General features: G+C 57.3%; 21 protein-coding genes and 1 tRNA gene. 7 read left to right on the top strand and 15 right to left on the bottom strand.

All coding sequences use genetic code 11. From position 1 onward, the window contains the following. Positions 1–119: 119 nt before the first annotated feature. The 11 genes from NTD81_RS10195 to NTD81_RS10145 all read right to left on the bottom strand — a co-directional run bounded on the left by NTD81_RS10195 (position 120) and on the right by NTD81_RS10145 (position 11,343). Positions 120–1,115 carry a catalase family peroxidase gene (locus NTD81_RS10195; protein ID WP_262182147.1) on the bottom strand — a complete coding sequence of 332 codons (996 nt, stop codon included), beginning with the start codon at positions 1,113–1,115 and terminating at the stop codon, positions 120–122. 57 nt (positions 1,116–1,172) lie between these two features. Next, positions 1,173–2,282: an alkene reductase gene (locus NTD81_RS10190; protein WP_262182144.1), complete on the bottom strand. Its 1,110-nt coding sequence runs from the start codon at positions 2,280–2,282 to the stop codon at positions 1,173–1,175. 62 nt (positions 2,283–2,344) lie between these two features. Then, positions 2,345–3,802 (bottom strand): aldehyde dehydrogenase family protein, encoded by a 1,458-nt coding sequence (locus tag NTD81_RS10185; protein ID WP_262182143.1) that lies wholly within the window; start codon positions 3,800–3,802, stop codon positions 2,345–2,347. A 17-nt stretch (positions 3,803–3,819) separates the two neighbouring features. Further along, the gene (locus NTD81_RS10180) at positions 3,820–5,451 is read right to left on the bottom strand and encodes a GMC family oxidoreductase (RefSeq protein WP_262182141.1); all 1,632 of its coding nucleotides are present in this window, start codon (positions 5,449–5,451) and stop codon (positions 3,820–3,822) included. Between the two features lie 112 nt (positions 5,452–5,563). Then, positions 5,564–6,496 (bottom strand): LysR family transcriptional regulator, encoded by a 933-nt coding sequence (locus NTD81_RS10175; RefSeq protein ID WP_262182139.1) that lies wholly within the window; start codon positions 6,494–6,496, stop codon positions 5,564–5,566. Positions 6,497–6,684: 188 nt separating this feature from the next. After that, entirely contained in the window at positions 6,685–8,274 is a 1,590-nt protein-coding gene (locus NTD81_RS10170; protein ID WP_262182136.1) for an FAD-dependent oxidoreductase, read from the bottom strand. Next, positions 8,271–8,729: a hypothetical protein gene (locus NTD81_RS10165; protein WP_262182135.1), complete on the bottom strand. Its 459-nt coding sequence runs from the start codon at positions 8,727–8,729 to the stop codon at positions 8,271–8,273. The genes NTD81_RS10170 and NTD81_RS10165 overlap by 4 nt, the downstream gene beginning before the upstream one ends. Then, positions 8,719–9,420, bottom strand: a complete 702-nt coding sequence (locus NTD81_RS10160; protein ID WP_262182134.1) for a TetR/AcrR family transcriptional regulator — start codon at positions 9,418–9,420, stop codon at positions 8,719–8,721. The genes NTD81_RS10165 and NTD81_RS10160 overlap by 11 nt, the downstream gene beginning before the upstream one ends. Before the next feature lie 211 nt (positions 9,421–9,631). After that, positions 9,632–10,081 (bottom strand): GNAT family N-acetyltransferase, encoded by a 450-nt coding sequence (locus NTD81_RS10155; RefSeq protein WP_262182133.1) that lies wholly within the window; start codon positions 10,079–10,081, stop codon positions 9,632–9,634. Positions 10,082–10,320: 239 nt separating this feature from the next. After that, complete coding sequence (locus NTD81_RS10150; protein ID WP_262182132.1) at positions 10,321–10,452, bottom strand: hypothetical protein; 132 nt, start codon at positions 10,450–10,452, stop codon at positions 10,321–10,323. A 120-nt stretch (positions 10,453–10,572) separates the two neighbouring features. Then, positions 10,573–11,343, bottom strand: coding sequence for an FCD domain-containing protein (locus NTD81_RS10145; protein ID WP_262182131.1), 771 nt, complete (start codon positions 11,341–11,343; stop codon positions 10,573–10,575). A gap of 270 nt (positions 11,344–11,613) precedes the next feature. On the opposite strand from NTD81_RS10145, the gene NTD81_RS10140 reads away from it, so the two are divergent. The 3 genes from NTD81_RS10140 (at position 11,614) to NTD81_RS10130 (ending at position 17,355) form a co-directional block, all read left to right on the top strand. Beyond that, positions 11,614–13,251, top strand: coding sequence for a lactate permease LctP family transporter (locus NTD81_RS10140; protein WP_262182130.1), 1,638 nt, complete (start codon positions 11,614–11,616; stop codon positions 13,249–13,251). 119 nt (positions 13,252–13,370) lie between these two features. Next, the gene (gene lldD, locus NTD81_RS10135) at positions 13,371–14,525 is read left to right on the top strand and encodes an FMN-dependent L-lactate dehydrogenase LldD (protein ID WP_262182129.1); all 1,155 of its coding nucleotides are present in this window, start codon (positions 13,371–13,373) and stop codon (positions 14,523–14,525) included. A gap of 13 nt (positions 14,526–14,538) precedes the next feature. Beyond that, positions 14,539–17,355, top strand: a complete 2,817-nt coding sequence (locus tag NTD81_RS10130) for an FAD-binding and (Fe-S)-binding domain-containing protein (RefSeq protein ID WP_262182128.1) — start codon at positions 14,539–14,541, stop codon at positions 17,353–17,355. A 199-nt stretch (positions 17,356–17,554) separates the two neighbouring features. Here the strand turns inward: NTD81_RS10130 and NTD81_RS10125 are convergent, their stop codons facing one another. Beyond that, positions 17,555–18,847, bottom strand: coding sequence for a hypothetical protein (locus NTD81_RS10125; RefSeq protein ID WP_262182127.1), 1,293 nt, complete (start codon positions 18,845–18,847; stop codon positions 17,555–17,557). Positions 18,848–19,363: 516 nt separating this feature from the next. On the opposite strand from NTD81_RS10125, the gene NTD81_RS10120 reads away from it, so the two are divergent. After that, positions 19,364–20,062: a CatB-related O-acetyltransferase gene (locus NTD81_RS10120; protein ID WP_262182126.1), complete on the top strand. Its 699-nt coding sequence runs from the start codon at positions 19,364–19,366 to the stop codon at positions 20,060–20,062. A 104-nt stretch (positions 20,063–20,166) separates the two neighbouring features. Here the strand turns inward: NTD81_RS10120 and NTD81_RS10115 are convergent, their stop codons facing one another. Continuing rightward, on the bottom strand, positions 20,167–21,198 hold the full coding sequence (locus NTD81_RS10115; RefSeq protein WP_262182124.1) for a pirin family protein: 1,032 nt from the start codon (positions 21,196–21,198) through the stop codon (positions 20,167–20,169). 389 nt (positions 21,199–21,587) lie between these two features. On the opposite strand from NTD81_RS10115, the gene NTD81_RS10110 reads away from it, so the two are divergent. Next, entirely contained in the window at positions 21,588–22,049 is a 462-nt protein-coding gene (locus tag NTD81_RS10110; protein ID WP_262182123.1) for a winged helix-turn-helix transcriptional regulator, read from the top strand. 492 nt (positions 22,050–22,541) lie between these two features. On the opposite strand, the gene NTD81_RS10105 is transcribed toward NTD81_RS10110, so the two are convergent. Next, positions 22,542–22,631, bottom strand: a tRNA-Ser gene (locus NTD81_RS10105). Between the two features lie 442 nt (positions 22,632–23,073). Between NTD81_RS10105 and NTD81_RS10100 the strand changes: the two genes are divergently transcribed. Both NTD81_RS10100 and NTD81_RS10095 read left to right on the top strand, forming a co-directional pair. After that, positions 23,074–23,763 carry a crotonase/enoyl-CoA hydratase family protein gene (locus NTD81_RS10100; protein WP_262182122.1) on the top strand — a complete coding sequence of 230 codons (690 nt, stop codon included), beginning with the start codon at positions 23,074–23,076 and terminating at the stop codon, positions 23,761–23,763. Positions 23,764–23,917: 154 nt separating this feature from the next. After that, on the top strand, positions 23,918–24,637 hold the full coding sequence (locus NTD81_RS10095; RefSeq protein WP_262182121.1) for a 1-acylglycerol-3-phosphate O-acyltransferase: 720 nt from the start codon (positions 23,918–23,920) through the stop codon (positions 24,635–24,637). A 67-nt stretch (positions 24,638–24,704) separates the two neighbouring features. Here NTD81_RS10095 and NTD81_RS10090 read toward each other — a convergent pair whose 3' ends face one another. Continuing rightward, complete coding sequence (locus NTD81_RS10090; protein ID WP_262182120.1) at positions 24,705–25,694, bottom strand: YhdH/YhfP family quinone oxidoreductase; 990 nt, start codon at positions 25,692–25,694, stop codon at positions 24,705–24,707.

Here is a 25,694-nt window from a genome sequence, read left to right as displayed (position 1 = left end):
CGATCTAAGCACCAGCAGCGCATCTTTGAACACCCTGCCAGAGCAGCACGTTTAAGCACAGACAACAAGGCCCACGCCCTACCCTATATAGATACAAGGTAGGGCGTGGGCCACTGCCGTTAGTGCTGTGGATTGCGTCTTTGCAGAGCGCGCTCATAGATACGTTGCCGCGCCAGGATCATTGGGTCACTGCTGGGGCTGATGCCCTCGACCAAACGCCCCGGGTTAAAGTCCAGCCCCTGTTGCTGCGCTTGCTGCTGCTCAGCAGGGATCAGGCTCTTCAGGGTGAACAAACCCAACTCCACTTCTGGGTGACTGCGCGACCACGCAATTGAGCCATCCGCTAAGTTGTCGCCCGGCACCGCAAGCTGCAAGACCAAACGCAACTGCAGCGGTCCTTTAGCCAATCGCTCAGCTAACTCCGTTTGCAGATAATCATCTGGCATTTGCGCCGCCTGCTTATCACTTAGTGCCGGCTCTGCGCGCAGTGGCTCAATGCGATAACGCCCCGCCTGCTGCTGACCTTGCTGATTAGTGAACAACAGGGCATTCACCCCGAAGTACTCAGCCCCCACGTAACTGCGAGGAGCAGGCTTGGGTGTATCGAGAAACGCCTGCGCCCGCGGATGGGTCGCTAAAAAGGCCTGCAGCGGCGCCGGGTTAGCGGGCTCTACAGAACTGGCGGCAATCCCCTGCAGGAAAGTCAGAAAATCCTGCGGGGTCGCCACCGGAAAACCATTAAAAGAATGGCTGACGATATCTGTAGCACCACCATCCGGCAGGGTGAAACGAATGGCCAAGCCGTGAGGGCTGGCCATTGGATCACCATCGACCGTACTGGGTAGACCACTGAAGTTAGAGAAGCGCAGCACTACCGGTACAGTGTCACCCTGCAAATGGGCTGCGGTGGTTAAACCGCGAGCCGCAGCGGAGGCCGTAAAGGTCCCCGCCACTAGCAGCCCTTTAGCATGGGCAACGCGAAAGCCGGGATGCTGACCGAAAGTCGCGTACAGCGCATCGAGCAACGCGTCGTATAACTGATCCTGCTGTATCACCGTTTTCCCAAGGGACTCAGACTCGTTACCTGCCAACGATGGACCGGCAATAGCGACCATACACACACCCATCAGCATTAACTTCAGCAGTCGACAGGACGTGTGCATCTTCAGTTATTAGCCTGGTTGGTTAAGGAATGGGTAGTCGGTATAGCCCTGCGCGGCCCCACCATAGAAAGTTGCTTGGTCTGGCTCTGCCAAAGCGGCACCCTGAGCAAAACGCTCCGGCAAATCAGGGTTGGCAATAAACGGCCGGCCAAAAGCCACTGCATCCGCTAAGCCCTGGTCGATAATTTGTTGCGCGCTGCTTTGCTGGTAGCTACCACAGACGATCAGGCTGCCATTGAACTTGCTACGCAGTTGCTGACGGAAGTTCGCTGAGTAAGTCACCCCAGGCCACTCTGCCAGATGGATGAAGGCGATCTTGCGCTTAGCCAGCTCCTCAGCCAGATAGAGGGTGATTTCCTCAGTCTCTTCGCTGAAGTCGATGTCGTTAATGAAGGCTGGGCACCACGGTGAAACGCGCAGGCCGACTTTTTGTGCACCGACGCTGGCGATTACAGCATCCACTACTTCCAAAACAAACCGCGCACGGTTAATCAACGAGCCACCATATTGGTCGTCACGCTTGTTAGTTTTGGTCGCCAGAAACTGCTCAAGCAAATAACCATTAGCACCATGCACTTCAACTAAGTCGAAGCCAGCCGCAACGGCACGTTTTGCCGCCTGTGCAAACTCGTTTAACACCTGTGCTAAGCCTTGTTCGGTCAAGGCCTGAGGCGGATCACAATCGACCATGCCTGGAACGCCCTGATCGTCAAATGCGAAGGTTTTGGACTGCGCTTGAATAGCTGAGGGCGCTACAGGCGCCACACCTTTAGGCAGCACTGAGTGATGCGAGATGCGGCCCACGTGCCATAGCTGGGCAGCAATACGCCCGCCTTTGGCATGCACTGCGTCGGTCACCAGTTTCCAACCAGCTTGCTGCGCGTCAGTGAAGATACCGGGGGTGAACGCATAGCCTTTGGCACCCGCCGAGACAGGTACCCCTTCAGTGATAATTAAACCTGCACTGGCGCGCTGCCCGTAATACTCGGCATTTAATGCAGTGGGAATATCGCCGGGCTGCTCTGACCGCGAACGGGTCATGGGGGCCATTATCACGCGATTGTTGAGGGTTAATTCGCCAAGTTTGAACGGCTGTAGCAGGGTTTGATTATGACTCACTGGTAAATCTCCTTGAAGCAGTGAAAATCCCCCATCCAATTCAGATGGGGTGAAAGGAATAATTAGTTCAGGCGCAGACCTGGGTTCAGCGCGATGTGCTTGTATTCGACAAAATCATCGATGGCCGCTACGCCATTCAGGCGCCCCTGACCGGACTGTTTGAAGCCGCCCTCCTCGAACTCGTCGTACACCACAGCCCAATCGTTGACCCACACAGTGCCGGCCTCGATTTCCCGCGCCACGCGCAGAGCTCGATCGACATCACGGGTCCACACCCCAGCGGCTAAGCCAAACTCACTGTTGTTGGCCAGCTCAATGGCCTCTTGCTCGGTATCAAAAACTTGCAGGGTCAGCACTGGGCCAAAGGTCTCGAACTGCACGATGGGCAACTCTGGGTCATCGACTTGCAGCAACGTCGGCCGATAGAACGCGCCTTGGGCCAACGGCCCTTCTGTCACCGGGCCGCCACGCACCAGCACACGGGCGCCAGCAGCGATGGCCTGTTCAACCACACGGTTAACCCGCTCGACATTGGGCTTGTCAATCAAGGGCCCCATATCGCTGGCTGGATCGGCCGCAGGCCCGACGCGCACGGCTTGCAGGCGGGCACTGAGCCGCTCGGCTAAGGTCGCGGCGACTTCACGCTGCACCAGCAGACGCGAGCCGGTCATGCAGAACTGGCCGGCAAACACGGTCAGGGCTTTTTCCAGGCGCGGCACCACTTCATCGAGGTTGGCATCCGCAAACACCAGATTCGGGGTTTTACCACCCAGCTCAAGGCCAAAGCGTTTCAGGTGCTTAGCGCCAGCGGCAGAGATCGCCCGGCCAGTGCCGGTGCTACCGGTGAAGCTGATTACCGGAACCGATGGCGAGTCCACCAGCAGCTTGGAGCCTTCAGCGCCAAACTCGCTAAACAGGTTGATCACACCCTGGGGCAGCGAAGGTGCTTCGGAGATAATCCGCGCGACCAGACTGTTGGTTTGTGCGGTTTGCCCGGGCACCTTGATGACAGTGGTGCAGCCAGCGGCCAAAGCCGGTGCCAGGGAGCGAACCAGCAGCACCACCGGCGAGTTCCACGGCACGATAATGCCGGCCACACCCACGGCCTGACGCAGCACCAAGGAGATCTTGCCGGGTTGAGGCTCTCCCGCACGGCCATATTCAGCCCGGGCTAAGGAGGCGTAATAGCGCAGCTTGGCCGGCACCATGGTGACTTCAAAGGTGGCCTCAGGCTTGATCTTGCCGTTTTCCAACGACAGTGTGTCGATCAGTTGCGCACTGTTGCGCTCGAAGGCGTCGGCCAATTCAAGCAACACCTGGGCGCGCAGAATGCGGTCGTCTTTCCACGACGTTTGGGTGAACGCGCGCTTAGCCGCGGCAATGCCCAACTCAGCCTCTTTCAGCCCACCCTCGGCGTAACGGCCAATGACCTTATAAGTAGCCGGGTCAATCGAGTCCCTGTAGTTGCCAGAGTCAACCCATTGGCCGTCAATCCAATTCAGTGCAGGTTTATCACTCATTACAACACTCCCTGTAGTTAGACGTAGCGGCTGGCGATCTTTTCAGCGACAGCGATCACCGTAATATTCGTGGCCACCGATGTCACATCCGGGAAGATCGAAGCATCCACGACGCTCAAATTTTGCACCCCTATAACCTTAGCCTGTAGATCGACAACCGCCTTACTATCGCCTGGGCGGCCACTAGGCGCCGTCGATGTGGGATGGTGGTAGGTGTCAAGGCTGGCTCTGACACTGGCCAGCAGGGCCTCATCAGAATCTTTGCCCTTGCCTGGATTAAGCTCAGAGTCGATAAGCTGATTAAGCGGCGCCGTGCTGCCGATTTTGCGCGCCAGGCGGATGCCATCCAGCAGGCGCTGGCGATCTTGTTCCTCGGCCAGGAAGTTAAGATCAATTTTCGGTGCCGTGTAAGGATCACGGCTGGCCAGCTTTAAGCTACCGCGCGACAGCGGACGGGTCAGCGCTACCGCCAACACGAAGCCGACCTTGGTTGGGCTCTGATCGTGGGGAAACAGGTGGGTCGCGGTGATATGAATATCCAAATCACCCTCTTTCGCACTGCTGCTGTGGGTCCACAATTTGGCGCCAATAACTGGCGACTGGGCACCTATCAAATCCGGCTTGGCGGCGTAGGCGTTGTAGTAGAACGGGTGATCTTGTAGGTTCTGCCCTACTGGCAGCTCGGCAACCAGCGGTATATCCAGGGCGGCCAAATCAGTTTTAGGGCCGACGCCTGAGCGCAGTAAAATCGCTGCACTGCCATAGGTGCCCGCAGAAAGGATCACTTCGCCGGCGAGAATTTTATCGCCATTGGCCAATTGCACCCCCACCGCTCGCTTACCTTCAAATAGCACCTTATCGACCAGGCTGTTAGGGCGTATCTGCAAGTTAGGCCGCGCACGAATTTCCTCGCTCAAGTACGCCATACCGGTATTAACCCGCACGCCGTCGACGATATTCATGGGGTACGGGCTGACGCCATGGGCATCAGCGCCGTCAAAATCCGCTACCTTATTAAAGCCATTTTTGACCGTGGCATCGATAAAGGCCCGCTGCATAGGCGTGACATCTTTAGCCTGCAACTGATGCACCGGCAACGGACCGTTGTGACCGTGCAGAGCACTCTCACCACCGCTGTGGCTTTCTAGTTTCTTGAACGATGGCAGCAACTCTTCATAGCTCCAGCCAGGCAGATCCCAACGTTTGAAGTCGCTAGGCCGCGCCCGAATTGCCACGGCACCATTGATGGCCGAGCTGCCTCCAAGGACTTTGCCGCGCAAGGCGCCGATCGGATGATCGATATAACCGGGCTGGGTTTTATAGCCCCACTCAAACTCTGGATTGCCGTTGGCGCCGACCACATCGCTACTGGCCAGTACGTGCGGGTAACCCGTAGGTTTGTAGCTGTGGCCAGCCTCCAGCAGCAGCACCTGACGTTTGCTGTTATCACTTAAACGCCGTGCCAGCACCGCGCCCGCGGAACCGCCCCCGACGATCAGCACATCAATGGCCGCAGAAGAGGCTTTACCGCCAGTTTGTGCTGCTTGGCTCATGCGGCTGCCGGCGGCTAACGCGGCCACGGCGACCACCCCGCCGGCCAGCACGACACGCCGCCCAGGGTTATCGAGACCACTTTTATCACTCGCCATAATCAGCTCCCTACAAGCATTGGGTTTAGTAACTGTTAGGGGCGAGGCTAACGCAGCGCCTTAGCTGTCATAAGACAGCTAAAGCAGAATCACCCCTTCGGCTTTTACGAACCTAGTGATGTAGGCTTGAGCACACCGAGGCCAGCTTTAGTTCCCAACTAGGCGGATTACCTATTTGCTCCGTCAAAAAATCGCTGAGCGCTTCGAGTTTGAGGGGGACGCGTTGTGAGCGCCTATAAAGCAAAGAGATGTTGCCACCACGAGGTACATACTGGCTGAGCACCTGAACAAGCTGACCAGTGGCGATCGCATCGGCGGCTAAAAATACCGGCATGACCGCCAGGCCCAAACCGGCCTTGGTGGCCTCAAGCAATTGCAAACCACAGTTGACCCGCATACGACTGCGCACACGGAAGGTTTCCACTCGATCATTGACCGTCAGCGCCCAACTGCCATGCACATCGCCATGCACACAAAACAACGCAAAGTGCTGAGGCAAATCAGCCGGCGATTGCGGCCTACCGTGCTGGGCCAAATAGGCTGGACTTGCGCAAATCACGTACCGGTTCTGCGCCAGCACTTTATTGACCAACGATGGGTTGCCGGCCTCGCCAATACGGATGATGGCGTCGAAATTTTCTTCAAACAGGTTGACATGTCGATCATCAAACTCCAGATCTAAACGCAAGTCCGGATAATGCGCCGCAAACGCCGCCATGATCGGTGTGAGGTAGCCCATACCAAATGCCGTGGGGATGGCGATACGCAAATTGCCACTTAAGCGCGACTGTACTTCCTGCACGGCATCTTCGGCATCGCTGACTTCAGCCAGGATGCGGATACAGTTGAGGTAGAAGTCCTCGCCAGATTCGGTGAGGCGGATGCTGCGGCCGCGTTCAAATAAGGTAGTGCCCAAACGCTGCTCTAGTTGCTGCACACGCTGGCTGATCACCGACTTGGCGCTACCCAAGCGGCGGCCGGCTTCAGAGATGCTGCCGGCCTCGACCACAGTGACGAAACATTCCATTTCGGACAGTTTATTCATGATGACTCAGTACTACTCCATAGCGCTTATTGCCTTGCCGTACAGTCCTGCAACGGCGTCCCATGGCACAGGCAAAAGCCCGCCGCCTACGCAGACGGGCTCATTAGCACATGAATTAGACTTTTCTCAAAACTGCGCCGACCACTTGCGTGCTGGCCATTGCTTAGCGAACCAGCACTTTGCTGGCACTACTGTGCGCCCCAGCGGGTGACAAACTGCGCGGCAAAGCGCTCTGCTAGCGCAGTGATGGTCAGGCTGGGGTTGACCCCTACATTGGCCGGAATTGCGCTGCCATCCACCACATACAAGCCAGGGTAGCCAAACACCTGATGCTGGCCATCAATCACCCCATCAGCCGGGGATTGCGCCATCACCGCGCCGCCGAGCAAATGGGCAGTGACGGACAGATTCGCCACGCTTTCAAGCAAGACGTTTTGTGCCTGGCCGCCACTCACCTCAGCAAATAGCCGCGCCGCTTGGTTAGCCTGAGGAATATACGAGGGGGCCCGCTGCCCCGCCGCCACTTGCGACTTCAACCCGCGCCGACCACCACGCAACAGACTGCGGCCATACCTGAAACGCAGTTGGTTGTCGGCCTGCTGCATCACCGTCAATACCGTCACGCGCTTGTGCCAATTCTTCGCGCGCCAGGAGCGAGTCGCCTGCAGCGGCTGGCACACAAAGGTTTTCAGCACCTGCCAGGCGCGCCGCCATGGCTGTGCACCATCCACCAGCGGCCCCATATACCAGCGCATAAAGCCGTAGCTTTGCGGGAAGCGATTCTGGGTGATATGGGTTTGCTGGTCGGCATGGAAGTGACTGGAGATGGTGGTGCCGTGGGTCACGTCGAGCGCAGGATCATCCGCCAGGATGCTGACTACCGCCTCACTGTTGGTGCGCACATGCTCGCCCAACGCCGAAGACACCTGCGGCAGGCTGCGATAGTGATCACGGGAGGCAAACAAAATCTCCAGGGTGCCGGTAACTCCGGCGGCCAGAATCACCTGGCGGGCACGCAGTGGCGCTTGCGCGTCTCGGCGCCACGGATGGTGGCGATGCACTTGATAGCCCTGGGCCAACGGCTGGATATGACTGACTTTCGACTCGGCGATCACCTGCGCACCCAGCTGTTGCGCCAGGTACAGATAGTTATGATCCAGGCTGTTTTTCGCGCCCTGGGCACAACCGGTAATGCACTGCCCGCACTGATTACAACCGCGCCGGGCCGGGCCCTGGCCGCCTAACAGCGGATCATCTGCCAGAGTATGCGGATCGCCAAAGTAGATGCCCTGCGGCACCGTGGCGTAACTGTCTGCGGCCGCAAAACCTGCGGCGGTTTGCCTAAGCCAGTCGTCCTGAATACCGTGATAAGGGTTGTCCGTCACGCCGAGCATATGCCGCGCGCGCTGGTAAAAAGGCGCCAACTCCACCGCCCAATCAGCACTTAAATGCGCCCAACTGGGGTCACGATAAAAACGCGCAGTGGGCTCCAGCAACACCGCGGCATAGACCAAACTGCCGCCGCCCACGCCAATGCCGCGCACCACGCCCAAGTGCTGATAAACATCTTGGGCGAGGAAGCCATAACGGCCCAGACTCGGCAGCCAAGCCAATGCATTGGCGCTGCGCCCCGCCGCCGCCATGTCCGCCGCGCTGATATGCCGGCCCTGCTCCAACACGGCCACGCGCAAACCCGCTTCGGCCAAGCGCAAAGCGCTGACACTGCCGCCAAAGCCTGAGCCGATAATCAGCACGTCATAGTCAAAATCCGCACTCATGGGCTGCGCCTCAGCACAAAGGGGAAGGCAAAGCGGCGCAGCAGCGGCAGATCAATCACGGTCATGCCCAATAGCGTCTGCTCATCCAGCTGACGTAATTCATCGCGTACCCAGCGCAAGCCAATGGGCGCATCGGCGGGATACACCAAGGCCACGCCCAAGCGCCCGTCCACCGCACTGATGCCCTCTTGGCAGGTCATGCGCAGCTTCTCCACCTGCTGGCCATTACGCAGGAGGATATTGGTGGCGGTGTGACTGTCGAGAAAGCGCTTGCCCTGCCAACCCGGCAAGCCGCTTAAGTAAATGCTCGGCCCGGCACTGGCGCGCAGCCACCAAGGGCCGACAAAACCTGCGCGAAAAAAACCTTGCCGCACCGCAACGGGCGCCGGCTGCAGTTGGGCAAACAAGGCCTTAATGCTGCCTAGAGAGGCGCCAACCAATTGATCAGGGTGCATCAGGCAACTCCACAGCATTAAGGTCGATATTCAGGGCTTGGGCGATGGGTAAAGCGTGGGCCCAGTCCTGTTGATTGCCGAGCAGGCCCAGGACTAAGCGCAGCATGGCGCTGCGGGTGATCTGCCAGGCGGCGTCGTCATCCGGCGTCTGCAAGTGAAAGCGATAGAGCAAAAACTCCACCGCATTGATCAGCACCTCAACCAACAACCCAGGCGGCCGGGCGCGGCCCAGCGTCTCGATCAGCTGGTTAAGCCGTGTGGCCAGCTGTTGCAGGGTGTGCTGCCGATGCTTGGAAGCGGGTGAATGAGGATCATGCAGTTCGGCAAACAGGGGCCTGAGCATGGCGCCTTGGGCATGGCCCCAGTGCCGACAATAATCCAAAGCGGCCTCGACCTTATCCGCCACGCCCTGGGCCTGATCGGTCACTTGGGTAAGACCGCTCAGCAGCTCAGCATTGAGTTCGCCGAGCAGTTGATCGATAGCCGCATCGCAGTTGGTGAAGTACTTATAGAAAGTCGGCCGCGAGATACCGGCCTGGGTGACGATCAACTCGACACTTAAGCCGTGGTAGCCACGCAAGATAAACACCGCGCGGGTGGCCGCCAGAATCTGCCGGCGCATGGCGTCGAGGTGCTCGTGACTTTGCCCGGGCCGGCCGCGAGGGCGTTTGAGCGCAGTGGGATGGGGCATGACTTAAGGCTAACTCGATTTAAGTTAACAGCCATGTAAACGGATTAAACAAAATAGAACAATCGTGCAATCAACGCCGTTCTAGCCAAAAATCATGACAAACACGCGCCCAACCCAGCTCACGCTAAAGCCAATGCGCAGTGCCGGTACGCTCCGATAATCAATTCACTGCTGCAGATTGTGCCAATCACACGACTCAAACGCTCCGCGACTACCCACCAGGTCGCCGCTTTTCATAGCGCACATCACGCAGGTCAACGGCTGCGGCCAAATACCAGCCATGACGTAGATAGAACCCATTGGCGCGGATGTGCGGATTGCCATCCGTAATCAAATGAATTTTCGTGTGTTGTTTAAAGAGGTTATTTTCGGCTTCAGCCAGCAGCCTAGCCCCTATACCTTGGCCGGCAAACTCAGGCCTAACGAACAGGGCAAACAGCTCGCCGGTCTCATAGTCGACCATGGTGAAGCCGACCGCCAGGGCATAGTCCTCAACCAGCCAAGCGCAGTGGCTGTGTTCGAGCGCCTGGGCCAAGCTGCTGTGGGTGATGCCTAAATCCGTCAGTTGCGCGCGAGACAAATGATTTTCAGTAACGCTCGTTCTGATCTCGAACAGTGACTCGATATCGGCTACGCCTGCTCGGCGAAAAACTCGGCTCATAACAACGACCTCAGCCCTTAAATATCCCTATCTGCTAGACCTGCGTTATCGATTACAGGTTACCAACACGACCGCTACACCCGTGTTAATCCTTGGTCCGGCTCACAACAAACGCGCTGCAAAGTCGATGTTAGACGGCGCTTGGATCAGCCCAAATAACCTGCTTCACAGCAAAAACCCCGCACTAGGCGGGGCTCTTTGATCAGGGCTCTAGGGTGAATCGCTAGAGCAATGACCGGTTATTTTTTCGGGGTTGACTCGGGCTTGGCCGCGTCGGGTTTGTTGCCGTCGATAGGCTTGGCTTTATCGGTACCATGGCTAGGAACCGGGTCGGTGGCTTTTACTGGGGTGACAGGGGGTGAGACGCTCATCTCGCTATTCCTTCTCTCTTTGATTGAGCCCCCACATTAGCCCTCTACCCCTCAATAGATAGCGCTAATAGACAGCCGGTAAATTGCTTTACCGCGCACTTTAGCGGGCCGTTGAAAAGCTTAGCGATTATTGCCGCGACGCCGTGCCCGCTGTTCGCGCAAAGCCTGCTGCTGCACCTCGGTCAGCACCTCACGCACATAGTCGATATGGCGGTTGGACAGCTTACGCGCGTCTTCGCTGCGGCCTTCGATGATCGCCTGGTAAAGGCTACGGTGCTGCTCGATCAGCATGTCGCGGGTTTCGTCGCGCTGGGCATACATGCCGCCGATGTTGGTCACTACGTTGTGTTTGAGCAGATCAAACAGACCGCGAATGGTGTGCAACAACACCGCATTATGGCTGGCCTCGGCAATGGCCAGATGAAAGTTAGCGTCAGCCGCGCCCTCCTCGTCCCGATCGGCTTTACCGGCGCGCAGGTAGCAATCCTGCAGCGCCGCAAAGGCTTCAGCTAAACGCTGACGATCCAGCTCGGTGGCGCGCAGCGCGGCGTAATACGCGCAGGAGCCTTCGAGGGTATGGCGGAATTCGAGCAAATCGCGCTGGGCTTCAGGGTTGTTTTCCAACAGCGCCAATAAGGGATCGCTAAAGGTCGAACCCAAGCTCTCGGCCACATAGTTACCACCGCCTTGCCGGCTCACCAACAGCCCCTTGGCCACCATCTTCTGCACCGCTTCGCGCAGCGATGGCCGCGACACACCAAATTGCTCGGCCAGCACCCGCTCAGCCGGCAGGCGTTGGCCGCGTTTAAGGCTGCCTTCGAGGATCATCGCCTCTAAGCGCTCGACGATGTCATCGGACAAACGCCGCTGCTGTACTTGGGCAAACCCCATAAATCCCTTACTCCCCTTCGCCGTGCAAAGTCACTGGCAGATTCTAAATGGCGGCAGCCTAACCACAGTCGCCAGCACTCACAAGTGACGCGACACGCGCGGCTATACGCCGAAAGTCGTAGTCCGACAATTTGACGCACGCTCAGCATAAATCTTATTCTGATCCGGCTATTTGTAAATTGGTCTTACCAATTATCCAAACTGGTCTGACGTCAGTTCTTCAGCGCGTCGACTCTCTGCCACGCCTACAACAATTAAGAGTCCCCCAGCATGCAAACCTGGCAACAAATCTACGCTCCGCTCGGAAGCCTAGGCGTTTCCGCCATCGCCGCCTTAGTGCCGATCGTGTTCTTCTTCCTGGCCCTGGCCGTGATGCGCCTCAAGGGCCACGTGGCCGGCGGCATCACCCTTGCCCTGTCCTTGCTGGTGGCCATCGCCGCCTTTGATATGCCGGCCAGCATGGCCTTTGCCGCAGCCGGCTATGGCTTTTTGTATGGTCTGTGGCCGATTGCCTGGATCATCGTCGCGGCGGTGTTTCTCTATAAATTGACAGTCAAGAGCGGCCAGTTCGAGATTATCCGCAGCTCCGTGCTGTCGATCACCGACGACCAACGCTTGCAGGTGCTGCTGATTGGCTTCTCGTTTGGTGCCTTCTTGGAAGGTGCCGCAGGCTTTGGCGCGCCGGTCGCAATCACCGCCGCCTTGCTGGTCGGCCTGGGCTTTAACCCGCTATACGCCGCCGGCCTGTGCCTAATCGCCAACACCGCCCCAGTAGCCTTTGGCGCGCTGGGCATCCCGATCATCGTCGCCGGCCAAGTGACTGGCATCGACGCCTTCGATATCGGCGCCATGGCTGGCCGGCAACTGCCGCTGCTGTCGATCATCGTGCCGTTCTGGCTGGTGGCGATGATGGATGGCTGGCGCGGCATTAAAGAAACCTGGCCCGCGGCATTGGTCGTGGGTCTGAGCTTCTCGCTGACGCAGTACTTCACCTCCAACTTTATTGGCCCAGAGCTGCCGGACATCACCTCGGCGCTGGTGAGCCTGGTGTGCCTGACCCTGTTCCTTAAAGTCTGGCGGCCACGGCGCCGGGCCGATCAGCCAGCCGCGGTGAAGCACGAGCTGAACTACAGCTTCTGGCAGATCCTCAAGGCCTGGTCGCCGTTCTTGATCCTCACCGTCTTGGTCACCATCTGGACGCTGAAACCCTTCAAAGCGCTGTTCTCTGCGGGCGGCGCTATGTACAGCACGGTATTCAATCTGGCGATTCCGTATCTGGATCAACTGGTGATCAAAACCGCACCGATTGTCGCCGTTCCTACCGCCATGCCTGCGGTGTTTAAGCTGGACCCTATCTCCGCCACCGGCACCTCGATCTTCCTCGCCGCGCTGATCTCCATGCTGGTGCTGCGCATTGACCTGAAGACCGGCCTCAGCACCTTCAAACACACGGTGGTGGAGCTGAAGTGGCCGATCCTGTCGATTGGCATGGTGCTGGCCTTCGCCTTCGTCACCAACTACTCGGGCATGTCCAGCACCCTGGCCCTGGTGCTGGCCGGCACCGGCGTGCTGTTCCCCTTCTTCTCGCCGTTCCTCGGTTGGCTGGGGGTGTTTTTGACTGGCTCGGACACTTCGTCCAACGCCCTGTTTAGCTCGCTGCAAGCCACTACCGCGCAGCAGATCGGGGTTGACCCGACCCTGATGGTGGCAGCCAATACCAGTGGTGGCGTGACCGGCAAGATGATTTCGCCGCAGTCCATCGCCGTGGCCTGCGCGGCGACCGGCATGGTCGGCAAGGAGTCGGACCTGTTCCGCTTTACCCTCAAGCACAGCCTGATCTTCGCCGCGTTTGTCGGCCTGATCACTCTGGTGCAAGCCTATTGGCTGACCGGCATGCTGGTGCACTAACCTCAAGCGGGCCTGCGTGAGCGCAGGCCCTTTAACTCAGCCGCAGTTGCGCTACGAAAACCCACTGCCCACAGCGCTTTTTCGTAGCGCCTCTACCCTTACCACTGGACTCAGACGCCATGATCATCTCCGCCTCTACCGACTACCGCGCCGCCGCCGAACGACGCCTGCCGCCGTTCTTGTTCCACTACATCGACGGTGGCGCCTACGCCGAGCACACCCTGCGGCGTAATGTCAGCGACTTGGCCGACATCGCCCTGCGGCAACGGGTGCTGCGCAATATGAGTGAGCTGAGTCTGGAGACTAAGCTGTTCAAGGAAACCCTGAGCATGCCCGTGGCCCTAGCGCCGGTGGGCCTGACCGGCATGTTCGCACGCCGGGGCGAAGTCCAAGCAGCCAAGGCCGCAGCAGCCAAAGGCATCCCCTTTACCCTGTCCACCGTCTCGGTCTGCCCGATTGAAGAAGTCGCCCCGGCCATCAACCGGCCCATGTGGTTCCAGCTGTATGTGCTGAAGGATCGCGGCTTTATGAAAAACGCCCTGGAGCGGGCCAAAGCCGCAGGCGTCACCACCTTGGTGTTTACCGTGGACATGCCGGTGCCTGGCGCCCGTTACCGCGATGCTCACTCCGGCATGAGCGGCCCCAACGCACCGCTGCGCCGTATGCTGCAAGCCGTCACCCACCCGCGCTGGTCCTGGGATGTGGGCCTGCTGGGGCGGCCCCATGACTTGGGCAATATTTCTACTTATCGGGGCAACCCGACCGGGCTGGCCGACTACATCGGCTGGCTGGGCAATAACTTCGATCCGTCGATTAGCTGGAAGGATCTGGAGTGGATCCGCGAGTTCTGGGACGGGCCGATGGTGATCAAGGGCATCCTCGATCCGCAGGACGCCAAAGACGCCGTCAGCTTCGGCGCCGACGGGATTGTGGTGTCTAACCATGGTGGCCGCCAGCTCGATGGCGTGCTGTCCAGCGCCCGCGCCCTGCCGGCGATTGCCGATGCAGTCAAAGGTGAGCTGACGATTCTCGCCGACTCGGGCATTCGCACCGGCCTCGATGTGGTGCGCATGTTGGCCCTAGGCGCCGACAGCGTGCTGCTCGGCCGCGCCTTTATCTACGCTCTGGCCGCTGCTGGTGGTGCTGGCGTCAGTAACTTGCTGGACTTGATCGAAAAAGAAATGCGCGTGGCCATGGTGCTCACCGGGGCTAAATCCATCAGCGAGATCAGCGTCGAGTCGTTGGTCCGCGAGCTGCACCACGCCACAGCCTGATAGCGGAGTTTGCATGAGTTTGCCCAGCGCCTTTAGCCGTGCCGTCGAGGCCTTGATCCCCAGCGAACGGCGTTTTAGCGACGCCCTATCGACCCTGGCCTTCGGCACCGACGCCAGCTTTTACCGGCTGATCCCCAAACTGGTGATCCGCGTGGAAAGCGAGCCGGAGGTGATCGCCCTGCTTCAGCTCGCCGGGCAACATCAGGTGCCGGTGACCTTCCGCGCCGCCGGCACCAGCCTCTCCGGCCAAGCTGTGAGCGACTCGGTGCTGCTGGTGCTGGGAGATGACTGGAATGGGCGCGAGATTCAGGCAGACGGCGAAAAAATCCGCCTGCAACCGGGGGTGATCGGCGCCCAGGCCAACGCTTGGCTGGCGCCCTTTGGCCGTAAAATCGGCCCGGACCCGGCCTCGATCAACGCCTGCAAAATCGGCGGCATGGTCGCCAATAACTCCAGCGGCATGTGCTGCGGCACCGCGCAAAACAGCTACCACACCCTGGCCGGCATGCGCTTGGTGCTGGCCGACGGTACGGCAGTGGATACGGAAGACGCCGCCAGTGTGGCGCACTTTGCAAATAGCCACCGTGATCTACTCGCGCAGCTTGCCGAACTGGCGCGGCAGACCCGCGCCAACACAGAGCTAAGCCATAAGATCCGACATAAATACCGGCTCAAAAACACCACCGGGTTATCCCTCAATGCCTTGGTCGACTTTGATCAACCGCTGGATATCCTCAGTCATTTGCTGGTGGGCAGCGAAGGCACCTTGGGTTTTATCAGCTCGGTGACTTACCACACCGTGCCGGATCATCCACACAAGGCCAGCGCCTTGCTGGTGTTCGCCGATGTGGAAAGCTGCTGCCGCGCCGTGCCCATCCTCAAACAACAGCCGGTGTCCGCCGTGGAGCTGCTGGATCGGCGCAGCCTGCGCTCGGTGGAGAACATGGCCGGGATGCCGGACTGGGTGCGCGAACTGTCTGCCGGTGCCTGCGCGCTGTTGATTGAATCGCGCGCCGCCAGCGACAGCTTGCTCAGCGAGCAACTTAGCCAAGTGATGGACTCCATCAGCGCTTTCCCCTTGGAAAAGCAGGTGGCGTTCAGTACCGATCCTGCCGTGTACAACCAACTGTGGAAGATCCGTAAAGACACCTTCCCCGCCGTTGGCGCGGTGCGCGAGACCGGCACCACGGTGATTATCGAAGACGTCACCTTCCCCGTTGAGCAACTGGCCGCCGGGGTTAAGCGTTTGCTGGAGCTGTTTGACCGCCACGGCTATAGCGAGGCGATCATTTTCGGCCACGCGCTGGAAGGCAACCTGCACTTTGTGTTCACCCAAGGTTTCGACACTCCTGCGCAAGTGGCGCGCTACGCGGCCTTTATGGATGACGTGGCGCAGCTAGTGGCCGTGGAGTTTGGCGGCGCGCTGAAAGCCGAGCACGGCACCGGACGCAATATGGCGCCCTATGTGGAGCTGGAATGGGGGCACGATGCCTATCAGCTGATGTGGCAAATCAAGCGTCTGCTCGACCCTCAGGGCATCCTTAACCCGGATGTAATTCTGTCCACCGACAGCAGCCTGCATCTGAAAAACCTGAAGCCGCTGCCGGCAGCCGATGAGATCGTCGACAAGTGCATCGAGTGCGGGTTTTGCGAGCCTGTCTGCCCCTCTAAAGGCCTGACCTTAAGCCCGCGCCAGCGCATCGTCATGTGGCGCGATATCCAGGCCAAACAACGAGCTGGCCTTGATACCAGCGAGCTGCAAGCGGCTTACCAATACCAAGGCATCGATACCTGCGCCGCCACCGGTCTGTGCGCCCAACGCTGCCCGGTGGGCATTAACACCGGCAACCTGGTGCGTAAGCTACGCGCCCGCACCGCCCAACATCCGCGCCGGGCCACCTGGCTTGCCGAGCACTTTAAGCGCAGCCTGCAAGGCACACGTTTTGTGCTTAAAGCCGCCAACAGTGCGCAGCGTTTATTGGGTGATGCCAACCTAGGCCGTGCCTCAGCAGCGTTAAGCAAACTGAGCCAAGGCCACCTGCCACAGTGGACGCCGGCCATGCCACAAGCAGTGCAGACCCTGAAGATCATCAGCCCACCGGCTAATGATGGCCGGCCCCGCGTCGTGTATTTGCCGGCTTGCGTATCACGGGTCATGGGCCCAGCCATGGGCGACCAGGAGCAAGCCTCACTGCTGGATAAAACCCGCGCGCTGCTGGAAAAAGCCGGCTACGCTGTGATCTTCCCAACAGGGCTAGACAACCTCTGCTGCGGCCAACCTTTCGCCTCCAAAGGCTACCCCGAACAAGCCGACGCCAAGCGCCAGCAACTGTTCGACGCCCTACACCAGGCCAGCCGTGGCGGCCTCGACCCGATCTACTGCGACACCAGCCCCTGCACCCTGCGCTTGAGCGAAGGCCAAGCAGGCAGCGGGCTCAAGCTGTACGACCCGGTGAAATTTATCCGCGAGCATCTGCTCGATCGCCTGGACATTGAGCCGCAACGCGAGCCGGTAGCCGTGCATATCACCTGCAGTACCCAACACCTAGGCGAAGCCCAGGGCCTGATTGATATCGCTAAACGCTGTACCACGGAAGTGGTCATCCCCGAAGGTATCCACTGCTGCGCCTTCGCCGGCGATAAAGGCTTCACCACGCCAGAGCTGAACCAGCACGCCCTGCGCAGCTTAAAACCAGCAGTACAACACTGCCACGAAGGCATCAGCACCAGCCGCACCTGCGAAATAGGCCTAAGTAGCCATAGCGGTATCAACTATCACGGCTTGGTGTATTTGCTGGATCGGGTGAGTAAGGCCAAGGCTGGGAATTGATTAGTAGGTGCTCATTCGCTAAAGCTGAATGCACAAAAAATGTAGAACTGAATTAAAGCCACGAAAGCTTAGTGTTTCGTAGCTTTAATTAAGATAAGCAGTTTTGAGGAAAACAGTTACATACCAGTAGAAATTTACTTGCACATTACCCAGGTCTCAAGTCATCCATGGTGACTGGGTCAAGTATTTCCACCACCTACTAACTGGTCAGTCGCTCATAGCCTTCCTTGCGCAGTCGTAATACCTCTGCTCGCTCACTGACTGTGAGGTACTGCGTTTCAGCGGGTAGGATATTTTTCAGCTCAGTAACGGGTACAACTTGGCAAGTTACACTTGGGGTCGACTCTTTTGTGACATTCTGCCATCTAATCATAATCGTACTTTCGTGGAGCCCGGCTGGATCGAGCCAGTTAGCCACACCAGGGTCATATAGACTCACAACAAAGGTGTAGCTGCCATCATTGTTAACGAATGACTGCTTGATATTCAGGCTCGATTGATGCGTAGCGGGATCCACAGAAATGATCCAAGCATTGGACATCGGCACAACAAAATAATCTGCATCAGACTTTACCAAGGTAATCACAAAGGCCTCATCGCCCGCGATATCAATATGCCCAAACGAACTAGCTTGAGTGACTAACGTACCTAGAATTTCTGACTGTGTTGGCGCCGGCAACGTGTTAACCTCATTATTTTTATAGGTTTTTAGCCCCATCGCACCAACCCCATAGGTCACTACACTCTCCTGCAGATTAATCAATGACTCATCAATCACTTCTTCAAGCGTTCTAGTTTTCTTATCTGGCGAACTTAATATTTCCACCGAAAGAGTGTCTGGAACCTCTTTAGTCCAATCTCCAATTGTATGCCTGACAAATAAAAATCTAGCCGCTGGCACCGAGGCGATATGATTCAAACGCTCACCTTGCGGATCCGTATCTATATAGATTTCATAACTGCCATCAACTCCGACCTGCAAGGTCTTTTTATCAAGATAACCAACCGTATTCTGTGAGTTTGGATTGATTATCAATGAATAGGTGTAATCGCTGTTACCGCCCACCGTGTTCTGTGCACCACGAACAACGTATCGGGCATCCACGCTAATAGGAATCAATCGATAAATTACATCTGGGTTATCGTACGAGTACCTACCACCTGGCAGGATAAACTCACCTGAAAAATCCTGGCGGGCCTTGGCATTATTAACCCAGTACACATCAGGACTTAACGGGGCACCATTCACGGCCTTCTGGATACAACTAAATAGCAACTCATTTATGGATGGAGTCAAACTTTTTCTGACTTCCGGCTTTAACTCTTCGAGATAGTAACTATGCGCAAGGACATAGGATTCTGTGACCTCACGCATAGCACTTTCAAACTTTAAATTTAAATCACTACCCGCTGTCAAAATCCTCTCATAAATTTCATTGGCTCGATTATCAAACGCCCTTTGCGCCTCGGTATCCAAAACATTTTTCGCCACGCTATCCACCGTATTATTAAATAATCACCAGGAGTGCTTCTCTCAAACTCACCAAGACCAAGCCAAAAAATAATAGCTAGCCCTGCTAATTTAGCAGACAGCCACAACCTCGAACTAATCTTTAACCGAAAAGCATGCGCAAAATTAAATAAATTAAAATTCGCTCTTGAAATCACCTAATCAGCATCTAATCTTGTACTCCCTAATTTAGCAAAGCGACAGCTAAACTCACAGCAAGCCCACTAAAAATTAAAAATCCAAGACTATCCAGCCTGCAGCCCACAAACAGTCCCCTATAAAATACGCAACACCATTTAAATAAAGATCCATTCAGAAAAACCTGAAACACTTATATTTTTTTCGCATAACACTAATCCCACATAAATCTACACTCATCTATTCCTGAACTAATCATTGCCCTCTTTGTCAGCATATAGAAATAATGATATGTCTTAGCTTTAGCTTCCCGGCGGTACAAATTTGCAAGATCCAATCAAGGAGTCTCTAAGCAAACTCATGCTTAATTTTATTGAGTTAATTCGCCATTCGCGCTTTAAAAAAGCCATCCGTAAATTTGGCGGCAAAGTGGCTAATGGCCCGCTGGCGTTTAGCAAAAAAGCGCAGGTCAGCCTAGAGCAGCAGGTGTTTTTGGGGCAGGTACGGATTGAGTCGCCGGCGCTGAGTATTGGCGCACACACCTATATTCGTAGTGAGAGCCACCTGCAGCTCGTGCAGAGCATTGGCCGCTTCTGCTCGATTGGCCAAGGCTGCATGCTCGGTCAAGATCGCAATAACCACCCTACCGACTGGGTTAGTAGCCACCCCTTTCAATACGAGGGGAATTCCTTGGTTTATGCGCCGACGCACAGCTACTGCCAGATTGGCCACGATGTATGGATTGGTCACGGTGCCACAGTGTTAAGCGGCGTTAACGTCGGCACCGGGGCGATCATCGGAACCCAAGCGATGGTGACGCGCGATGTACCGCCCTACGCCATCGTCGGCGGCAATCCAGCAAAAATCATCCGCTACCGCCATAGCGAAGCGCTGATTGAGCGCCTGTTGCGCAGTCATTGGTGGGAGTTTGATTTAGCCCTGCTTAGAAGCCTGCCGCTCAATCAACCGGAAGCCTTCCTCGACGCGCTGGAGCAGAGCCAAGCCCAGCGCACGACTTACAAAACCCTGCGCATCGCCAAACAACGCATCGCCGGCTAAGCATCACAGTCGTTGCAGACTAGGGGCGCTAGCTCTGCGGCCCAGGCTCAAGCAGCCGATAACACAGTGGGTGGCGAAGACACCTGCCACCCACAGGCAACGGACTACTTACGATTGGGGTTAGTCGCGAAGCGCCCCACATCGGCGCGATGCAGCGGCCCGGCTTGATCCCAAGGCCAGCCGCCAAACTGAGTGCGGCCGTAGTCGAGTCGGGCTTGGTGCAACTCAGCCTCAGTGTTCATCACAAAGGGGCCACGCGCTGCCACCGGCTCATTAATCGGCCGGGCTTGCATCAGCATGATTTCCAGCAGGCTGGTACCTGTGTTGCTGATCTCGCACGCAGCCTGTGGCTCAAGCTGGATCTGGCTCCTCGCTTCTAATGCCTGGCCAGCCACAGTCAGGCTTTCACCACCGTACACATACAGCACACGTTGCAACCCATCACGCTGGGCAGCAGGCAGTGTCAGCTTTTGCCCAGGCGACAATCTAATCGCCCAGATGGCCAACTCGGCGTCCTCCCGAGCGCCCCAAGAATGCGCTGGCGGGCTCGGTGGCGTCAGCGCCGCGCCGGTCTCTGAAGCAAAAGTGCCAGCGATCACCGTGACCTCATTTACCGCGTTGGCCACATGCGGGTCAGGCTGGCGCCACACAGGAATGTCTTCACGCCAGAAGATCTTGAACTCAGGGTCTGCGAACTTATCGCTGGCTGGCAAGTTGAGCCAGATCTGAAACAGCTCGAGGGTGTTGTCGGCGTCTTGATCCAGCAGCGGGAACATCTCCGCATGCTGAATACCTTTGCCCGCCGTTAACCACTGCACATCGCCGGCACCATAGCGCGCCGTGGCGCCCAATGAGTCGCTGTGATCGACATAACCCCGGCGCACAAAGGTGACGGTCTCAAAGCCACGATGCGGATGGGCAGGAAAACCCGGCACGCGCTCCCCGTAGTACATATTGAAACCCGCCTGGCGGCTGAAGTCGTTGCCCAGCGGACGTCCGTTCAGTGCTGCGGCGGGTACACCCATATCACCATCGCTGGCCGGGTAATGGTCAAGGTGATGAGCGCAAAAAAGGAACGGATCACTACCGGACCAAGGCGCAGTCAGTGGACTTACATGAATAATCACATTGCTCATAGCGTCTCTCCTGATGCAGTGCGGTGGATTGCACCGAACTGGCATACCAATGTTTGGACAACCGGCTGCGCGGGGTAAAGATGCAGCGGCACAATGGCGTAGCCCTCCTTATCTGACGCGAAACAGGCCTTGGCATTTATGACCAAGCAGCCTGATGGCGGGCTTATCCGCAAAAACTCATTGCCCCGGATGCTCGTTGCCACGAGATGACTGTGTTCCCCTTATGAGGGAGTGGCAGTCAATCAGCGGGCCGGCATGACCTATGCCCCGCCTATAAACACCATGCAGAGTGCTGTTTGGGGATAGCGCGACAGCCCAGCGAGTCGCGAACATTTTGTTCGTAGGGCTATACTAGGTATCAGTAAATCTTTAAACAAGAAGGCACTTTTTTGACCGATACGCACACAGATGTTCGTAATGAGGCGCCCCTCAACGGCCATAACAGCTGTAAAGCCATCGCCGAAACCCTAGCCCGGATTGGCGATAAATGGACCGTACTGGTGGTAGGTGCCCTGCAGAATGGACCGCTGCGCTATAGCGAGCTGCGCCGCGAGGTGGCGGGTATCTCGCAGAGGATGCTGACCCTAACGCTGAAAGGGCTGGAACAGGACGGCATCGTCGAACGCACCATGTACCCCACCATCCCGCCGCGGGTCGACTATGAACTGACAGAACTCGGCTGCGACTTGCTCATACCGCTTAAAGCCTTGTTTGAATGGGCAGTAAAAAATCGCTCACTGATGCTAGATGCGCGGCAAAAGTTCGAACAAAAACATCCGCAAAACACCGCTGCCCTGAAGAGCTTTACCGCAGCGGTCGAGGCGGATCGGCAAAGCCCCGCTGAAGAATAACCAGCCAGTAGGATGGACACGCGAAGCTTGTCCACCACTCAGAAGACCTGACGCAAGTTGCGTGGCTAGCCTGGCGCTCAGACTAGACGCTTAAATCAGGATTTCTTCAGGCGTTGTTATGTACCGCGAAGCGGTGGATGAGAAGAGCGTCATCCACCCTACCGTCATGAACTGGATGGATTTAATCGTGACGTTGGGAAACCTCGATCCACCGATCCAAACGCCAGGCCAGCCAAGTAGTGCGCCATACTTTCGCCAGTCACGCGGCAATACGCGGCGGTAATATCCTGCCCCTGCAAAAATCCTCGGCCACGGCTTATTGGCCATGACTAGTCGCTGGGGGCACATGACACCGGATTATTTACAGGAGGCGTTGCGGTTAAACCCGCTATTGAGCAGCGGAGCTTAAAGGCGTTTTCGACACGGGCGACAAGCGCAAAACAAAAAGCCCTGAAAACTTGTTAGCTTTCAGGGCTTTAAGATTTTTGAAAGTGGCGGTGAAGAAGAGATTCGAACTCTTGATACGGTTTCCCGTATACACACTTTCCAGGCGTGCTCCTTCAACCACTCGGACACTTCACCGGATCTCGTTAGGCGTTTGCCGTTTCGAGGTGCGCTAATCTATCCGAACACTTGCCGAATGACAAACTTTTTTTTCAAAAGATTCATGCGCTTATGAAAATTGTGCAGTTTGCGCCGGGCGGCTCGCAGCCGCCTGCGAGGTAAACACGCGCGCCCCTTTAACTGGACAGCCGCCTCAGCCTAAGGCAAAGCATTAGCTAGACTAGCCATTGGCTCTAGGCGGATCACTGCTTGGGCCGACTGCCGATGGTGAGGCGTCGGTCTAGCACGGCCAAACCAACCCAGTCAGTAGGCGACTGCTTAGCGCAGGCAACGCACTTAAACATCCCAGCGCTCACTGAAAGCAGCGACTGCACGCTGACTAATCAGTCAGTCGCGGCGCTTTACCTGATGGGCCGGGATGCGTAACGTCTGCCCCCACCTCTGTACAAGGAACCTAATAATGAGCGATCTGATCAGCTACCAATTGGACGATGGCATTGCCACCCTGACCTTGGCCAACGGCAAGGTAAACGCCATTTCACCGGATGTGGTCAGCGCCTTTAACGCGGCCCTAGACCGTGCCGAGCAGGACAAAGCCATCGTCATCATCACCGGCCAACCGGGAATTCTCTCGGGTGGCTACGACCTTAAGGTGATGACCTCCAGCCCGCTGAATGCGATCAACTTAGTGGCCTCGGGCTCAACTTTAGCGCGCCGTCTGCTGGCTCACCCCTATCCCGTGATCGTCGCCTGCCCGGGTCATGCGGTGGCCAAAGGTGCCTTCCTGCTGCTGTCGGCGGATTACCGCATTGGCGTTGAAGGCCCTTTCAGCATCGGCCTTAACGAAGTGCTGATCGGCATGACCATGCACCACGCCGGCATTGCTCTGGCTAAGGATCGTTTGGGCAAAGCGGTGTTCCAGCGCTCAGTGATCAATGGCGAGATGTTTGATCCGCAAGGTGCGCTGCAAGCGGGCTTCCTCGACAAACTGGTCGCCCCAGAAGAACTGCAAGCTACGGCCTTAGCCGTGGCCCAGCAGATGAAGAAGATCAATATGAGTGCGCACAAAAACACCAAGCTCAAAGTGCGCAAAGCGTTGCTGGATGAATTAGCCGAGGCTGTTGAGCTGGATAAACAGCACGCGCTGTAAGCTCGCCCCACGCAATCGATAACGCCGCCCCAATGCTAAGTTGTGGCGGCGTTTTTGTTTGTGCCAGAGAAGAGCTGACTAAGCAGTCTAGATCATTTGCCCTAAGGGGAATGCTTGCTTAAACTTTGGCGCTTTGTATTCAAGGGCAATGCCGATGCTATTTCTTTTACGCATGCTGGCCATTGGGGTGAACTTTGTGTTCGCCGGCATCGTGGGCTTAGTGATTTGTCTGTGTCGCCCATTTAATCCAGATAACAGCCGCTTGTGCGCCCGCCTCTATAGCATCCCCACTCTATGGATATTGCGCTGGCGCCTGAATACCAACATCGATTCGCTGACCCACCACCAGCGCTCGTGCATCATCATCTGCAACCACCAATCCAACTATGACCTCTATGTGCTGGGACGCATCGTGCCGCCGCGCACCGTCAGCGTGGGTAAAAAGAGCCTGAAGTGGGTGCCGTTTTTCGGCCAGCAATATTGGCTCGCGGGCAATATGTTGCTTGATCGCAGCAACCCCATGCGCTCGCGCAAAGCACTGCATGCCACCACCGATGCGCTGAAGAATCGCGACACCTCGATTTGGATTTTCCCGGAGGGCACGCGCAACCACGGCAAAGGTTTGCTGCCGTTTAAGAAAGGCGCCTTCCAGATGGCCTTAGCTGCCGGAGTGCCAATCCTGCCGGTGTGCGTCAGCAGCTACCCACGGCATATCGATGTCAATCGCTGGCGTGGCAGTGAAATCCGCATGCGCTCACTGGCGCCGATCCCCACTGCCGGGCTGAACCATCAAGACATCCCGCAATTGATGAAAGACTGCCGCGAACAGATGCAAGCGTGCATCGATGAAATGGATCGACAGGTGACGCAGTAGCTAATCGCACTTAGCAAAACGCCCTGGCAGAGCTGATCGGCCAGGGCGTTTTGCTAAGTGCGATGGATTAGTCGAGCGTCACCAACACTCGACCAACTTGCTGCCCCGCTAAGATGTGCTGAATGGCCTCAGGCAATTGCGCCAGGCTGATTTCAGTAACCAGGGGTTCAAGATCCAGCTTCCACTGCAGCGACAGCTTGTCCCACATGGAGGCTTTAACCACCAGCGGCAACTCCACCGAGTCGACGCCCAGCAAGTTCACGCCCCGCAGAATAAACGGCAGCACCGAAGCCTTAAATTCCACCCCAGCCGTCAGGCCGCAGCAGGCCACGCTAGCCCCGTAGCCGAGCGACTTGACCACGTTAAACAGAATATCGCCGCCCACGCAGTCCACCGCCCCGGCCCACTGTTCTTTGAGCAGCGGACGTGAAGTACCCGCCTGTAGCTCCTCACGGCTGATCACCTGCTGCGCACCTAGGGTTTTGAGGAAGTCAGCCTGCTGCGCTTTGCCCGTGGCCGCAGCCACCTGATAGCCCAAGCGGCTCAGCAGCGCCACCGCCACACTGCCGACGCCACCGGTCGCGCCGGTGACCAGCACGGGACCCGCCTCTGGAGTGAGTCCGGTCTGTTCCAGTTTCTCCACGCACAGTGCGGCAGTTAAGCCAGCTGTCCCCAGCACCATGGCCTCACGCAGGCTTAACCCTTGTGGACGCTTCAGCGCCCAGCTGGCGGGCACACGAATATATTGGCCAAAGCCGCCCGCAGTGTTCATCCCTAGGTCATAGCCGGTGACGATCACCTCATCGCCGACGGCAAACTCGCTGACGCTGGAGCTCTCCACCACACCGGCCGCATCGATGCCTGGGGTGTGCGGATACTCGCGGGTGATGCCGCGATTGCCGCAGGCCGAAAGGGCATCTTTGTAGTTGAGCGAGGAATAGCGCACGCGGATCAGCAGCTCGCCTTCAGGCAAGGCCGCTACATCACGCGTGACGATGTTATGCAGGAAGGCGCCCGAGGCGCTTTCGCTCACTTGCAGTGCAGTAAATTGACTCAT

Origin of the sequence: Pseudomonas sp. 5P_3.1_Bac2, from assembly GCF_025465995.1 — a bacterium.
In the GTDB taxonomy this organism is placed as follows: Bacteria; Pseudomonadota; Gammaproteobacteria; order Pseudomonadales; family Pseudomonadaceae; genus Aquipseudomonas.
This window is presented reverse-complemented; position numbering and strand designations above follow the sequence as displayed.